This window comes from Plantibacter sp. lyk4-40-MEA-4 (assembly GCF_030209415.1).
Lineage (GTDB): Bacteria > Actinomycetota > Actinomycetes > Actinomycetales > Microbacteriaceae > Plantibacter > Plantibacter flavus_A.
The window spans coordinates 227,910-243,151 of sequence record NZ_JARVSA010000004.1 but is presented as its reverse complement, the minus strand read 5'-3'; the positions used below and the strand labels follow the sequence as shown (position 1 = coordinate 243,151).

The window sequence follows — 15,242 nt, the reverse complement described above, 5'->3', positions numbered from 1 at the left end:
CGCGGACCTGTGGCGTGAGCGCGGGTCTCCGGAGCGGCGCGCTCACGGCTGCGGCCCGCGGTCGCGCCCGTTCGGGCTCGCTCACGTGGCCGCACCGCGCTGACGCCGGTCCCGGGCGGTTCAGGCCGGCGCACCGCGCTGACGCCGGCATCGGGGCCGGATCGGGCGGGCGGGTCCCGGTCAGACGGAGGGGTCCACGCCGTCGACGTACGTCCACGCGCCGGTGTCCTTCGAGAACCGACTCCGTTCGTGCTGGCTCCCCGCGGAGCCCCGCACGCCGGGAACCTTGTGGTGCGCGACGAACTCGACCATCCCCTCGGTGTCGAGCAGCCCACCGCGGGAGGTCGCGACGATGTCGAGCCGGTACCAGCGGAGCGAGCCGTCCAACTCGAGCGATGCCGGCCTGGTCGACGGATGCCACGTGCGCAACAGGTACTCCGGGTCGCCGACCGCGAAGGCCGAGAACCGCGACCGCATGAGCGCCTCCGCGGTCGCCGCCGACGACTCGCCTCGGTGCAGGCGCCCGCAGCAAGCGCCGTACGTCTCACCGGACAGGCAGGGGCACCGTGCGTCGTCGGCGAGGGCAGCGGTTCGGGCGTCGGTCGTCACTGCTCCAGTATCGCCCGCCAGGCTCGCGGGTCGTGCTCGCCGGACGTCGGTTGTCACTGCCCGTCGGCACTCGTCCGGTGGCGCATCGGCGCGGCGATCAACGTGTCATCCTCCTCGCGCAAGCCCACGCGTGGGACATACCCGACACGGCATGATGGGACGATGACGGCACCCGACGACCACGACGACCCAGCAGCTGCACCGGCTCCCGAGGTGCACGAGGCGGTCTCGCCCGCGCTCGACGAGTCGGGTGCGCTCGCGATGGATCCGGACCCGGCGTCGATCCGGCCCGACCCGAAGCTCGCCGCGAAGGTCTCCCGTCGGTGGCCGTTGATCAGCGGCGCCATCGCCGTGGTCCTCGTCCTCCTGCTCGGCGTGCTGCTCTTCCAGCGCGGTCCGAACGCCCCGTTCGGGTTCGACGAGGAGTGGATGCAGGAGGTCCTCGAGGAGCGTTCGCCGTGGCTCGTCCAGGCTGCGCTCGTCATGAACTGGCTCGGCGGCGGGGTCGTCGCGATCTTCGTCGTGCCGCTGCTCGGGATCGCCGTCCTCCTGCTGCTTCGCCGACCGTGGGCCGCCCTGTACTTCGCGCTCGTCTCCGCCCTGAGCGCAGGAGCAGTGCAGATCATCAAGAACATCGTCGGTCGATCGCGGCCCGAGGACATCCTCGTCCACGCGGACTTCGGTTCGTTCCCGTCCGGGCACAGTGCGAACGCGGCGACCATCGCCGTCGCGTTCGGGATCATCTTCCCGCGGGTCTGGGTGTGGTTGATCGGTGTCGCCTACACGCTGCTGATGATGCTGTCGCGCACCTATCTCGGTGCCCACTGGGTGAGCGACACGATCGGCGGGCTGCTGCTCGGTGCCGGTGTCGCGCTCATCATCGCCGTGCCGTTGCTGCACCGGATGTCGACCGAGCCGAAGAAACGGGTCCCGCTCGCCGACGGCTGATCGCGTGGAGGCCCGTCCCTCGATGCCGGTCCTCCAACGTTCGTCGTTCGTGTTCCGTCCTGGCGCCAGCGCGGTGCGCTGACTCCAGACCGCCTGGATCGGCGTGACCGCGGGTCCACCGCCTGGGCGCGCCCCTCCGGAGGCCCGCGCTCACGCCACAGACCCGCGCTCGCGTCAGCGCACCGCGCTGGCGGCCCCCCCCCGTGCCGGCGGAGCGGTAGTCTGCTGACAGCCGGGAGCCGGCCGGGGGAGGAGACGCGTGTCGATCACGATGCACGACGTCGCCGCACGAGCGGGCGTCTCGATCAAGACCGTCTCGAACGTCGTCAACGACTACCCGCACGTGAGCGACGCGACCCGCTCCAAGGTCGAGCGCGCGATCGCCGAACTCGGCTACCGCCCCAACCTCTCGGCCCGGAGTCTCCGCTCCGGCCGGTCCGGCGTGATCAGCCTCATCATCCCCGACCTCCGCAACGCCTACTTCGCGGAGCTCGCCGACGCGGTCATGCGTCAGGCGCGTGCGCGCGGGCTCTCCGTGCTCATCGAGCAGGTCGCCGGCGGTCGCGACGTCGAGCTCGAGATCCTCCGTGGGCCGCGCATGCAGCTGGTCGACGGCATCCTCTACAGCCCGCTCAGCCTCGACCGCGACGACAGTGCACTCCTCCCGGAGGGCCCCATGGTGATCCTCGGTGAGCAACTGTTCGACGGCGACCGCGACCACGTGACGATGGCCAACGTCGACGGCGCCCGCGCGGCGACCGAACACCTGCTCGCGCAGGGTCGCCGCCGCATCGTCGCACTCGGCACCGACCCGCACGACACCCTGGGGCCGGCCGCCCTCCGCCTCCAGGGGTATCGGGAGGCGCTCGAAGCCGCCGGTATCCCCGCCGATCCCGCCTACGTCAGCACGGTCGTCAGCTGGCACCGCAGCGACGGGGCGAACGCGATGCGCGAGGTCATCGCCGCAGGCCTGCCGTTCGACGGCGTGGTCGCCTTCAACGATGCGATGGCCCTCGGCGCCATGCGCGTCCTCCAGGACGCCGGTCTCCGCATCCCCGACGACGTCGCGATCATCGGCTTCGACGATTTGGACGAGACGCGCTACGCCCTCCCGACCCTGTCCACGGTCGACATCGGCCGGGAGGAGATCGCCGAGCGCGCCGTCGAGCTGCTGATCGAGCGGATCGCCGCGCCCGGGCAGCCGGAGGAACCGCGGGCGATCGTCAGCGGATACCGCGTCGTACCGCGGGAGTCCACCGGCTCCGTCACCGCTCACGAGCCCGGACCCAGGGACGCTCCTTCAACGTTGTAGAGTGCGTACAGGGCGGCCGGGCATGCCGCCGCCGAGGAGGATCATGGCGACCACCCTGCACGACGTGGCGAAGCTCGCCGGGGTGTCCGCCAAGACAGTCTCGAACGTCGTCAACGACTACCCCCACATCAAGCAGGCGACGAAGGAGCGGGTGCTCGCCGCCATCGCCGAACTCGGCTACCGCCCCAACCTCTCCGCACGCGGGCTCCGCTCCGGTCGTTCCGGCGTCATCAGCCTGATCATCCCCGACCTCCGGAACTCCTACTTCGCCGAACTCGCCGACGCCGTCATGCACGCCGCCGCGCAGCGTGGTCTGTACGTGCTCATCGAGCAGACCGGCGGCGACCGCGAGCGCGAGGCGGCGCTCGTCCGTGGTCCGCGGACGCAACTCGTCGACGGCATCCTGTATTCGGCGCTCGAGCTGGGGGAGGAGGACGTCGACATCCTCGCCGAGGTGCGCACACCGATGGTCCTCCTCGGCGAGCGGATCTTCAATGCTCCGAACGACCACGTCACCATGCAGAACACTGAGGGTGTCCGGGCGGCGACAGAGCACCTGATCGCTTCGGGGCGCCGACGGATCGTGGCGTTCGGCGCACACCCGGGGGAGGAGATCGGTTCGGCCGGACTGCGCCTCGTCGGCTACCGCGAAGCGCTCGACGCCGCTGATCTGCCGTACGACGAGTCCCTCGTGCGGGAGGTCGAGATCTGGCATCGCCTGGACGGCGCGGTCGCGATGCGCACGATGCTCGACGAGGGGGTGCAGTTCGACGGAATCGTCGCCTTCAACGACGCGCTCGCCCTCGGCGCGATGCGCGTGCTGAGTGAGCGTGGCATCCGCATGCCGGAGCAGGTGGCGATCATCGGCTTCGACGACATCGACGAGGGGCGGTACTCCCTGCCATCGCTGTCGACGATCGCGCCGGGGCGCGACCAGATCGCCGAGACGGCCGTGGATCTGCTGCTGGAGCGCATCGAGCGGCGCGACGAGTCCTTCCCGCCGCGCCTCGTGCTCGCTGACTTCGAGCTCGTCCAGCGGGAGTCCACCGCGCTCCCAGCCGTCTGATCCACCACTTCGATTCGTCCTTGACATCGTTGGAACCACCCGGCATCATGCTTTTACAACGTTTACCTTCAACGTTGTAAAACCCGGCACGATGACAACGAAGTTCCATCTCCGAGAGGACAGCACCCACATGAAGTCACGAGTTCTCGCAGCAGTCGGCACGGTCGCCGTCGCAGCGATGGCCCTCACCGGATGCTCCACCGGTGGCGCAAGCGGAGGCGGCGAAGCCTCCTGCACCAACACCATCACCAAGAAGGACGTGCCGCAGGTCACCGTCTGGGCTTGGTTCCCCGCCTTCGAGCAGGTCGTCGACCTCTTCAACGAGACGCACGACGACGTCCAGGTCTGCTGGACGAACGCCGGCCAGGGCAACGACGAGTACACGAAGTTCTCCACCGCCATCGAGGCGAAGTCCGGCGCACCCGACGTCATCATGCTCGAGTCCGAGGTCATCTCCAGCTTCACGATCCGCAAGGCGCTCGTCGACATCGGCGAGTTCGGCGCGAACGAGGTCAAGGACAAGTACACCGATGGCGCCTGGAACGACGTCACGAGCGGTGATTCGGTGTACGCGATCCCGGTCGACAGCGGCCCGATGGGCATGCTCTACCGCCAGGACCTGTTCGACAAGGCCGGCATCGCCGTCCCGACCACCTGGGACGAGTTCGCCGCCGCCGCGAAGCAGCTGAAGGACGCCGGCACGGGTGTCCTCGCCAACTTCCCGACGAACGGCCGGGCCTTCAACCAGGCGTTGTTCGCGCAGGCCGGCTCCAAGCCGTTCGAGTACGACAAGACGAAGCCCACCGAGGTGTCGATCGACGTGAACGACGACGCGTCCAAGCGGGTCCTCAACTACTGGGACGGCCTCGTGAAGGAGGGACTCGTCACCACCGACGACGCCTTCACCGCCGACTACAACACGAGCCTCGTCGACGGCACGTACGCCGTCTACCTCGCGGCCGCGTGGGGCCCGGGATACCTGCAGGGCCTCTCCGATGCCGACGACTCCGCCGTGTGGCGCGCCGCCCCGCTCCCGCAGTGGGACGCGGCGAACCCCGTCCAGGTGAATTGGGGCGGTTCCACCTTCGCCGTGACCGAGCAGGCGAAGGACAAGAAACTCGCCGCAGAGGTCGCGAAGGACATCTTCGGCACCGACGAGGCGTGGAAGATCGGCATCGAGCAGGGCGCGCTCTTCCCGACGTACAAGCCGATCCTGGAGTCCGACTACTTCACGAACCTCGAGTACCCGTTCTTCGGTGGTCAGCAGATCAACAAGGACGTCTTCCTCGCCGCTGCGGCCGGCTACAGCGGCTTCACGTTCAGTCCGTTCCAGAACTACGCGTTCGACCAGTTGACCGAGCAGCAGTACGCGATGGTCCAGGGGGAGAAGACCGCCGACGAGGCGCTCGACGACCTCCAGGCGAGCCTCGAGAAGTACGCCACCGAGCAGGGCTTCACCTCGAAGTAGCCCGCGGGGGCGGCCGCGACGTCGCCCCGCACGTCCTCCATCACCGGGGCGGCGCAGTCGCCGCCCCGGTGGTCCCCACGACTCGAAAGCAGCATCATGGCACTCACCACCGGATCGGCCTCCACCGCCGCGTCGGCCGCCAGGATCGTCCGTCCGCGACGAGGCGGCATCGGCGCGATCGACCGGCGGCGGCAACGCTGGGGCTGGCTCTTCGTCGCCCCCTTCGCCGTGGTCTTCGCGGCGTTCCTCATCTTCCCGCTCTGCTACGCGTTCTGGATGAGCCTCCAGACCTCCACCCTCGCGACCGGTACCGAGTTCACGGGCCTCGCGAACTACGCGAAGGCCTTCACCGACCCGATCTTCCTCAGTGGGCTCGCACGGGTGGCGATGTTCGCACTCGTCATGATCCCCGCACAGATGCTCGTAGCGCTCGTCGCAGCCCTCGTGCTCGACAACCTGGCGACCGTCCTGTCGAAGTTCTCGCGGCTCATGATCTTCGTCCCGTACGCCATCCCGGTGGTCATCGGCGCGCTGATGTGGGGCTTCCTCTACAGCCCCCGCTTCGGTCCGGCGACCGACGTCTTCGCACTGTTCGGGGCCACGGCGCCGTCCTTCCTCGACCAGAGCAGCATCTTCGGCAGCCTCGTCAACATCGTGACCTGGCAGTGGTCGGGGTACTACATGATCATCATCTACGCGGCGCTCCGCGGGATCGACCCGTCCATCTACGAGGCCGCCCGCATCGACGGCGCGAACGCGTTCCAGACCGCGCTCCGCATCAAGGTGCCGATGATCTCCTCGTCGATGGTGATGGTGCTCATCTTCGCCATGATCGGCACGCTGCAGTTCTTCACCGAACCGCAGGTGCTGCGCGGGGTCGCCCAGGGCGCCATCCCCATCTCGTACACACCGAACATGTACGCGTACTCCCTCGCCTTCTCGTACAGCCAGTTCAACTACGCCTCCGCGATCTCCTTCGCGCTCGGGATCATCGTGTTCATCGGCTCGTACGTCTTCCTCTTCCTCACGCGCAAGCAGAGCGGACTCAAATGATGAGCGCCACCACCGCCATCCCGGCCGTCAACCCGAAGGCCGGACGACGACGTCAGGGTCCCGAGGCCCGTACCGGCGGCCGACGCGTCGGCTCGCACCTCTTCCTCCTCGCTCTCGTCATCTACTTCATCCTCCCGCTGTGGTGGTTGATCGTCGCGGCCACGAAGGACACCTCCGGGCTCTTCACCGGCTCCGGCGGGCCGCTCTGGTTCGACGGTGAGTTCAACTTCTTCGACAACGTCGCCGAGCTCTCCACCCACCAGGGCGGGATCTACTGGCGCTGGCTCGGGAACTCCTTCCTGTACGCGTTCTCGGGCGGGATCGGTGCCACGGTCCTCGCGGTGCTCGCCGGATACGGCTTCGCGAAGTACCGGTTCCGTGGTCGCTCGCTGTTCTTCAACCTGCTGCTCGGTGCGGTCATGGTCCCGCTCACGGCCCTGGTCATCCCGACCTTCGTCCTGCTCAGCCAGGTCGGCCTCGTCAACACGATCTGGGCCGTGATCCTCCCGTCGCTGCTCAGCCCGTTCGGCGTCTACCTCATGCGCATCTACACCCAGGACGCCATCCCGGACGAGATCCTCGATGCCGCGCGGGTCGACGGCGCAGGGGAGCTGCGGACGTTCTTCCAGGTCGCCCTCCCGCTGCTGCGACCGGCGATCGTGACGGTGCTGCTGCTCTCGATCGTCGGCACGTGGAACAACTTCTTCCTGCCGCTGGCGGTGCTCAGCGACCCGAACCTGCTTCCCGTGACGGTCGGACTGAACAACTGGACGGCGCTGTCGAACGCGGGTGCCGGCGGCGAGCAGGTGTGGAACCTCATCGTCACCGGGGCGTTCATCTCGATCGTGCCGCTCATCATCGCCTTCCTCTCCCTGCAGCGGTACTGGCAGGGCGGGCTCTCCCTCGGCAGCGTGAAGTGAGCCGCTCCACAGACGCGCCGCCGCGGCGTCGCCCCGACCGGGAACTCCGCGACATCATCGACACCACGACCGCCCACGCAACGCACGAACGACCAGCACTGCACGCCACGGCCGACTCCGGCCCGAACGAAGGACACCTCCCGTCATGACCACCGCACGCATCGCCATCGACCCGAACGTCACGGTCGCCCCCGTCAACCGCCGGATCTTCGGCTCGTTCGTGGAGCACCTGGGCCGCTGCGTCTACGACGGCATCTACGAGCCCGGCCACCCCACCGCCGATGCCGACGGCTTCCGCGGCGATGTGGTGGACCTCGTCACGGAGCTCGGCACGAGCACCATCCGCTACCCCGGCGGCAACTTCGTCTCCGGCTACCGCTGGGAGGACGGCGTCGGGCCGCGCGAGAACCGTCCCGTGCGCCGCGACCTGGCCTGGCACTCGCTCGAGACCAACCAGGTCGGCGTCGACGAGTTCGCCAAGTGGTGCAAGCTCACCGGCAGCGAGATGATGATGGCCGTCAACCTCGGTACGCGCGGGGTGCTCGAAGCGCTCGACCTCCTCGAGTACACGAACCACCCGAGCGGCACGGCGCTGTCCGACCAGCGGATCGCGAACGGCGCACCCGAGCCCTACGGCATCAGCATGTGGTGTCTCGGCAACGAGATGGACGGGCCGTGGCAGGTCGGCGCGATGTCGGCCGACGATTACGGCAAGCTGGCCGCCCGGACCGCGTCGGCGATGAAGATGGTCGACCCGAAGCTCGAACTCGTCGTCTGCGGTTCGTCGAGCTCCTCGATGCCGACCTTCGGCGACTGGGAGCGCACCGTCCTCGAGCACAGCTTCGACTCGGTGGACTACATCTCCTGTCACGCGTACTACCAGGAGCGCGACGGCGACCTCGGGTCGTTCCTCGCGTCGTCCCTCAACATGGAGTACTTCATCCGGACGGTCGTCGCGGCCGCCGACCACGTGCAGCACAAGCGTCACTCCGACAAGCAGATCCAGCTCTCGTTCGACGAGTGGAACGTCTGGTACCTCGACGAGTGGAACGCGATCGAGGGCACGATCGAGGAGTGGGCTTACGCGCCCCGACTCATCGAGGACGTCTACTCGGTCGCCGACGCGGTCGTGTTCGGCAACCTGCTGATGACGCTCCTCAAGCACAGCGACCGCGTCGGGTCGGCGAGCCTCGCGCAGCTCGTGAACGTCATCGCCCCGATCATGACCGAGCCGGGTGGTGGCGCCTGGCGGCAGACGACGTTCTTCCCGTTCTCGGTCACCAGCCGGCTTGCGTCGGGTGTCGTGCTCTCGCCGCGCATCGAGGTCGGCAGCTACGCCACGAAGGTCCACGGCGATGCACCGCTCGTCGACTCGGTCGCGACGTACGACGCCGAGGCCGGGACCGCGGCCGTGTTCCTCGTGAACCGCCACCAGGACGAGGCCATCACGGTGACCCTCGACGTCTCGGCGCTCGGCGTCGGTTCGATCGTCGAGGCGAACGGCATCCACGACGAGGACGTCTACGCGAAGAACACGATCGACGACCGCGAGCGCGTCGGCCTCGTCGCGAACGAGAGCGCGTCGCTCGCCGACGGCACCCTCACGATCACGCTCCCGCCCGTGTCGTGGACGGCGGTCGCGCTCGGCGTCTGAGTCGGGAAGCGGGCTGCGGGCTCCGGTCTGCGAGTCAGGGGTCTCGACGTTCGTAATGCAGGACGATCGCGGCGGGTCTGCCGCGCTCGCGGCGATCGCGGGGCGGCGCGCCGGACCCGTCCTGCGTTGTGCACGTATCGGCGTCGGCGGTGGGTGGGGAAATCCCACGCACCGCCGTCGTCGTGCGGCCCTACAATCGGCACATGACGGCACGGGGCTCCTACGCGAAGGGCGTCGCGCGTCGGGAGGAGATCCTGCGCGTCGCGCTCGCGGTGTTCGCGCGCGAGGGGTACCGCGGCACGTCGCTCCGCGAGGTCGCACGTGAGGTCGGCGTCAGCCTTCCGGGGCTGATGCACTACTTCGAATCCAAGGAGCACCTGTTCGCGGCGATCCTGCGGGAGCGCGACGCCGTCGACTACGAGGAGTTCGCCGCGGCCGGGTCGCAGGACGCGATCGAGGGTCTGGTCGCGGTCATGCGCCACAACAGCGATGTCCCGGGTCTCGTCGAGCTGTACCTGACCATGGCGGCCGCCGCCGGTGATGCGGAGCACCCGGTGCGCGGGTTCTTCGTCGATCACGTCACGGCGGTGCGTCGGAGCATCGCCGACGTCGTCCGGGATCGCCAGGCCTCCGGGCGGGTCGCTGCGGGCCTCGACCCTGATCACGTGGCGCGTGTCATGGTCGCCCTCGCCGACGGTCTGCAGGTGCAGTGGACGCTCGACCCCTCCGTCGACATGGCCGGTGACCTCGAGCGCGCCTGGGCGCTCCTCGTCGGTGAGGCCGGCGCGGTGCGCTGACCCGAGCGCGGGTCTGTGGGGCCCGGCGCGGTGCGGTGACGCGAGCGCTGCGGAACCGGCGTGGGCGCGCCCCGGCCGCGTGAGCGCGACCCTCCGGAGACCCGCGCTCACGCGGCTGGGCCGCGCTCGCGTCAGCGCACCGCGCTGGCAGCAGCAACACCGACGGGATTCTTGAAAACCTATTGACCACTCGGGTTTCGCGCCTATACTCAAAGCCGTGCAGTGATCGGTTTCCTGATCCTGCCAGGACAGCACCACCCGCGGGCCAGAGCCGGTCCGCAGCTCAGCGTTGAGAGGAACTCGGATGTCCAACCCACCCCGCCGCCCCAAGCCCACCGGTCAACGTGCCTCGAGCGGCCCCTACGTCAGCCTCGTCACCGGCCCGTCGGGACCGACGGAACGGGCATCGAAACGGGTCGTCACCACCATGGCGCTCGCCCAGTTCGGTCTGTTCGTGGCCTTGCTCGCCCCGGTCACCGTCAGCCTCGCCCTCAAGACGCAGCAGCTCGTCCCGGGGGATCAGGCGGCGGTCGTCAACGGCAACGTCCTCTCCATCGCCGCCCTGTTCGCCCTCGTCGCGAACCCGGTGATCGGCCGACTCTCCGACCTCACGCTCTCTCGCTTCGGTCGCCGTCGCCCATGGATGTTCCTCGGCGCCATCGGCTTCGTCGCCTCGCTCACCATCGTCGCCCTCGCACCGAACGTCCCGGTCCTCATCGCCGGGTGGTGCCTCGCCCAGCTGACCGGCAACGCCATCCTCGGCCCGCTCCTCGCGACGATCGCCGACCAGGTCCCGCCGGAGCAGCGGGGGAGCGTCTCCGCGAACGTCGGCGTCATGCAGAACGTCGGCATCCTCGCGGCGGCGTTCGTGGCCAGCTGGTTCGTCACCGACATGCTGCTGCTCTTCGTCGCTCCGGCCGTCTTCGCGCTCATCACCGTGTGGCTGTACTGCTTCGTCCTGCCCGACCGCGCGATCACCACCCGTCCGGACGTCGGCGGGTGGAAGGGCCTGCTCTTCACCTTCTGGGTGAACCCGCTCAAGCACCCCGACTTCGGCTGGGTCTGGCTCTCGCGGTTCCTCCTGACGCTCGCCTCGTTCCTCTTCGTCGCGTTCCGCCTGTTCTTCCTACAGGAGGAGGTCGGGCTGTCGCAGCAGGGCGCGGTCGACACCCTGACCATGGGTGTGCTGATCTACACGATCGCGCTCGTCATCACCGCGAAGCTCGGCGGCTGGCTGTCGGACCGGATGCTCAACCGCAAGGTGTTCGTCATCGGGTCGACGGCGGTGTTCGCGGTCGGACTCATCCTGCTCGCCCACACCACGACGGTGCCCATGTTCTACGTCGTCGAGGCGATCATGGGAGCGGCGTACGGCGTGTACGTCGCGGTCGACACCGCCCTCGTCGTGGACGTCCTGCCGAACCCCGACGACGCGGCGAAGGACCTCGGCGTCCTCAACATCGCGAACGCGCTGCCGCAGTCGCTCGCCGGCGCGGTGGGCGCGTTCCTCCTCGGACTCGGCGCGGTCGGCAACAACTACACGGCCCTGTTCTGGGGCGCTGGGGTCATCGCCGTGCTCGGCGCGCTGACGATCCTGCCGGTCCGACACCGCATGACCCGGAACGCAGACGGGACCATCACCGGATCGATCGCGACCCGTGGGTGAACCAGGTCACAGCCTCCCGCACCCCGATCACCAGCTCCACTCCACCACCAGCGATGCCAACGACGGCGTCAGAACGGACGACAACACCATGACCGCACCAGCGCTCTCCGTGCAGCTCTACAGCATCAAGGAGCACCTCGACCAGGGCCTCGACGACGCCCTCGCCCGGCTCGCCGGCATGGGCCTGCGCGAGGTCGAGGCGTTCGACTTCGTCTCCCGTGCGCCCGAACTCCGTGAGGCCTTCGACCGCCACGGTCTCGCCGCCCGCACCGGGCACGCGACCCTCCTCTCCGACGAGATCCGCTTCGGCGACCAGGTCATGCCGGCCGCCTCACAGGAGGACGTCTTCGCCGCCGCGACCACACTCGGCCTCGAGATCGTCATCGACTCCTTCGTGAGCCCCGACCGCTGGCTCGACGAAGCCGCCGTCGCCGACACGGCATCCCGCCTGAACGCCGCAGCGGAGCGCGCCGCCGACCACGGTCTCCGCGTCGGCTACCACAACCACTCCCAGGAGTTCGTCGCATCGTTCGGCGGACGCAGCGCGTTCGAGGTCTTCGCCGATCAGCTGCGTGACGACGTCGCGCTCGAGGTCGACCTGTTCTGGGCGGCGACCGCCGGTCAGGACGTCCCCGCGCTGCTCGGCCGCCTCGGCGACCGCGTGCAGGCGCTCCACATCAAGGACGGCCTGCTGCCCGCCGACCCGTTCGCACCGGGCGCCGCACCCTTCGTGCCGACGAGTCTCGACCAGCGACCGTTCGGGCAGGGCGAGGTCCCGCTGCGCGAGTCCATCGCAGCGGCCCCCTCGGCACGCTTCGCGATCATCGAGTTCGACCACTACGGTGCCGGCGACATCTTCGACGGCATCCAGGCGAGCGTCGACGCGCTCGTCGCCGAGCAGCTCGTCTCGACCGAAGCGGTGGTCCGCTGATGGCCGCGGCAGCGCACGACACGGCGGCAGCGCAGGGCACGGCACGCGCACCGCAGGGCAGCGGCCCGGTCGGCGTCGGGTTCATCGGCACCGGCATGATCAGCGACACCTACCTCGAGCACCTCACCTCGTTCCCCGACGTCCGCGTCGTGATCCTCGGCGACCTCGACGTCGACCGCGCGAAGGCCCAGGCCGAGAAGTGGGGCGTCGGCGAGTGGGGGACCGCCGACGACGTCCTCGCGCACCCGGACGTCGAGCTCGTCGTGAACCTTACGATCCCCGCCGTCCATGCACAGGTCGCGTCGCAGGTGCTCGCCGCCGGGAAGCACGTGTGGACGGAGAAGCCGATCAGCGTCGACCGTGCGAGCGGGCTCGCGCTCCTCGAGCAGGCCGACGCCGCAGGACTCCTCGTCGGCATCGCGCCGGACACGGTGCTCGGCCCGGGCGTCCAGTCCGCGCGTCGCGCCATCGCCCGCGGCGACATCGGTCAGCCGCTCACCGCCCAGACCGTCATGCAGTACGCCGGGCCGGACATCTTCCACCCGAACCCGGAGTTCCTGTTCGCGAAGGGTGGCGGGCCGCTCTTCGACATGGGGCCGTACTACCTGACGACGCTCGTGCAGGTGTTCGGTTCGGTCGCCTCGGTGTCGGCGGCCGGCTCCCGCGGGCGTGCGACGCGGACGATCCAGCAGGGCGACCGCGTCGGCACCGAGTTCGCCGTCGAGGTGCCGACGCACGTGAGCGCCATCGCCCGCTTCGTGGAAGGCGGCGTGAGCCAGAGCGTCTTCAGCTTCGAGTCGCCGCTCGCGAAGATGGGCGTCGTCGAGATCACCGGCACCGAGGGGACGCTCGTGATCCCTGACCCGAACATGTTCACGGGCGAGGTGCGGATCACCCGTGCGGCGCCCATCGAGCGGATGCAGCAGGACCCGGAGTGGGAGGTCGTGCCGACCGAGGGTGTCCTCGCCGGCCGCGGGACCGGGGTCCTCGACCTCGCCCGGGCGATCCGTTCCGGCGGCACGCCGCTCGCCTCGGGTGCCCTCGGTTACCACGTGCTCGACACGCTCGTCTCGATCGACGAGTCCGTGGTGTCCGGCCAGACCGTCGACGTGGCGAGCCGGGTCGCGCCGGTCCCGCTCGTCGCCGAGGACTGGGACCCGTTCGCCGCCACGCTCTGAGCGCTGCGAGCCGATAGGTCACGAGCCGAACAGAACCGAGCAGCATCGGACCAGGCTGAGCAAGCCCCCGGTGGTGTCCGTCGCCCCACGTACGCTGAGGCGATGGACACCACCGGTCGGCGAAGCACCGAGCACGACGATGACGCGACTCCTCGCCGGCGATGGATCCTCACCGGCCAGCTCGGTCCGGCGTTCGACGACGGCGGACCGATCCTGCTCATCGAATCGAAGTCCACCTTCACGAAGCGACCGATGCACCGGGCGAAGGCGCACCTCTTCCTCTCGGCCATCCGACATCGTGCGGCGGAACTCGGCGACCGGGCGGAGTTCCACCAGGTCGACCGCTACGAGGAGGTCGTCGAGGTCGGCGCCGACCTCGAGGCGATCGATCCACCGTCGTGGACGGCTCGGCGCTTCGTCCGTGAGCGCGGACTCCGGGTGCTCCCGAGCCGCGGCTTCGTGACCTCGGAGGCGGACTTCGCGGCCTGGGCGTCGATGCGGGACGGCAAGCGGCTCCTCCTGGAGGACTTCTACCGCACGGTGCGGGAGCGGACCGGGATCCTCATGCGCGGCGATCAGCCGGAGGGCGGCCGCTGGAACTACGACCACGACAACCGCAACCCGCCGCCGAAGGGAGCCGCCCGGCTCGGTCTGCCCGAGCCGCTCTGGCCTGACGAGGACGACATCGACGCGCAGGTCCGGGAGGACCTCGACCGGTGGCAGCGCGACGGACTGGTCCAGCTGGTCGGCGACGACGGGCCCCGGCGCTTCGCGGCCACGGCGGCCGAGGCGGAGGCGGCGCTGGCGGACTTCATCGAGACCAGGCTCGGCGACTTCGGCCCGTTCGAGGACGCCATGCTCGGCGGCGACTGGACGATGGCGCACTCCCTGCTGAGCGCGCCGCTCAACCTCGGCCTGCTCGACCCGCGCGACGCCGTCGAGACCGTGGTCGCCGAGTACCACGCCGGTCGCGCGCCGCTGTCGAGCGTCGAGGGCTTCACCCGCCAGATCATCGGCTGGCGCGACTACGTCTGGCATCTCTACTGGCACCTCGGCGAGCCGTACCGGACGAGTCACAACGCCCTCGGAGCACACGAGCCGCTCCCACGTCAGTTCCGCGAACTCGACGCCGCCGCCATCCGGTCCAACTGCCTCCGCGAGACGATCGACGGGATGCGTCGCCACGGTTGGGCGCATCACATCCAGCGGCTCATGGTGCTCGGCAACTGGGCCCTGCAGCACGGGTACGATCCGGTCGCACTCAACGACTGGTTCATCGACATGTTCGTCGACGGCACCCCCTGGGTGATGCCCGCGAACGTCATCGGCATGTCGCAGCACGCGGACGGCGGCATCGTCGCGACGAAGCCCTACGCCTCAGGCGGTGCGTACATCGACAAGATGTCCGACTACTGCGGTGGGTGCGTCTTCGATCCCAAGGTGCGGCTGGGCGAGGACGCCTGCCCCTTCACCGCCGGATACTGGGCCTTCCTCGACCGCGTGGAACCGCGCATCCGGCACAACACCCGTATGGCGCAACCGCTGGCCGGGATGCGCCGACTGTCCGACCTCCGCGCCGTCGTCGACCAGGAGCGCACCCGCGAACAGTGGTGATCGGAGCAGTCGTCCAGCCCCCGCGC

General features: G+C 69.3%; 13 protein-coding genes. 12 read left to right on the top strand and 1 reads right to left on the bottom strand.

The window, feature by feature from the left end; all coding sequences use genetic code 11:
• Positions 1 to 180: 180 nt before the first annotated feature.
• Entirely contained in the window at positions 181 to 609 is a 429-nt protein-coding gene (locus QRN44_RS09235) for a YchJ family protein (protein ID WP_285038962.1), read from the bottom strand.
• A gap of 162 nt (positions 610 to 771) precedes the next feature.
• Between QRN44_RS09235 and QRN44_RS09230 the strand changes: the two genes are divergently transcribed.
• From QRN44_RS09230 to QRN44_RS09175, 12 genes are all read left to right on the top strand, one after another.
• Positions 772 to 1,557 (top strand): phosphatase PAP2 family protein, encoded by a 786-nt coding sequence (locus QRN44_RS09230; RefSeq protein ID WP_285038961.1) that lies wholly within the window; start codon positions 772 to 774, stop codon positions 1,555 to 1,557.
• Between the two features lie 259 nt (positions 1,558 to 1,816).
• Positions 1,817 to 2,869, top strand: a complete 1,053-nt coding sequence (locus tag QRN44_RS09225; RefSeq protein ID WP_285038960.1) for a LacI family DNA-binding transcriptional regulator — start codon at positions 1,817 to 1,819, stop codon at positions 2,867 to 2,869.
• 43 nt (positions 2,870 to 2,912) lie between these two features.
• Entirely contained in the window at positions 2,913 to 3,935 is a 1,023-nt protein-coding gene (locus QRN44_RS09220) for a LacI family DNA-binding transcriptional regulator (RefSeq protein WP_285038959.1), read from the top strand.
• A gap of 130 nt (positions 3,936 to 4,065) precedes the next feature.
• Positions 4,066 to 5,403 carry an extracellular solute-binding protein gene (locus QRN44_RS09215; RefSeq protein ID WP_285038958.1) on the top strand — a complete coding sequence of 446 codons (1,338 nt, stop codon included), beginning with the start codon at positions 4,066 to 4,068 and terminating at the stop codon, positions 5,401 to 5,403.
• A gap of 96 nt (positions 5,404 to 5,499) precedes the next feature.
• Positions 5,500 to 6,456, top strand: coding sequence for a carbohydrate ABC transporter permease (locus QRN44_RS09210; protein WP_159879807.1), 957 nt, complete (start codon positions 5,500 to 5,502; stop codon positions 6,454 to 6,456).
• Positions 6,456 to 7,376, top strand: coding sequence for a carbohydrate ABC transporter permease (locus tag QRN44_RS09205; RefSeq protein WP_138945098.1), 921 nt, complete (start codon positions 6,456 to 6,458; stop codon positions 7,374 to 7,376). Before QRN44_RS09210 ends, QRN44_RS09205 begins: the two co-directional genes overlap by 1 nt.
• Positions 7,377 to 7,521: 145 nt before the next feature.
• Positions 7,522 to 9,030: an arabinosylfuranosidase ArfA gene (gene arfA / locus QRN44_RS09200; RefSeq protein ID WP_285038957.1), complete on the top strand. Its 1,509-nt coding sequence runs from the start codon at positions 7,522 to 7,524 to the stop codon at positions 9,028 to 9,030.
• Positions 9,031 to 9,233: 203 nt separating this feature from the next.
• Positions 9,234 to 9,827, top strand: a complete 594-nt coding sequence (locus QRN44_RS09195) for a TetR/AcrR family transcriptional regulator (protein WP_285038956.1) — start codon at positions 9,234 to 9,236, stop codon at positions 9,825 to 9,827.
• A gap of 304 nt (positions 9,828 to 10,131) precedes the next feature.
• On the top strand, positions 10,132 to 11,493 hold the full coding sequence (locus QRN44_RS09190; RefSeq protein ID WP_064294978.1) for an MFS transporter: 1,362 nt from the start codon (positions 10,132 to 10,134) through the stop codon (positions 11,491 to 11,493).
• 88 nt (positions 11,494 to 11,581) lie between these two features.
• Positions 11,582 to 12,424 (top strand): sugar phosphate isomerase/epimerase family protein, encoded by an 843-nt coding sequence (locus tag QRN44_RS09185; RefSeq protein ID WP_285038955.1) that lies wholly within the window; start codon positions 11,582 to 11,584, stop codon positions 12,422 to 12,424.
• On the top strand, positions 12,424 to 13,602 hold the full coding sequence (locus QRN44_RS09180) for a Gfo/Idh/MocA family protein (protein WP_175117403.1): 1,179 nt from the start codon (positions 12,424 to 12,426) through the stop codon (positions 13,600 to 13,602). Before QRN44_RS09185 ends, QRN44_RS09180 begins: the two co-directional genes overlap by 1 nt.
• A 102-nt stretch (positions 13,603 to 13,704) precedes the next feature.
• The gene (locus QRN44_RS09175; protein ID WP_285038954.1) at positions 13,705 to 15,216 is read left to right on the top strand and encodes a cryptochrome/photolyase family protein; all 1,512 of its coding nucleotides are present in this window, start codon (positions 13,705 to 13,707) and stop codon (positions 15,214 to 15,216) included.
• Positions 15,217 to 15,242: the final 26 nt, after the last annotated feature.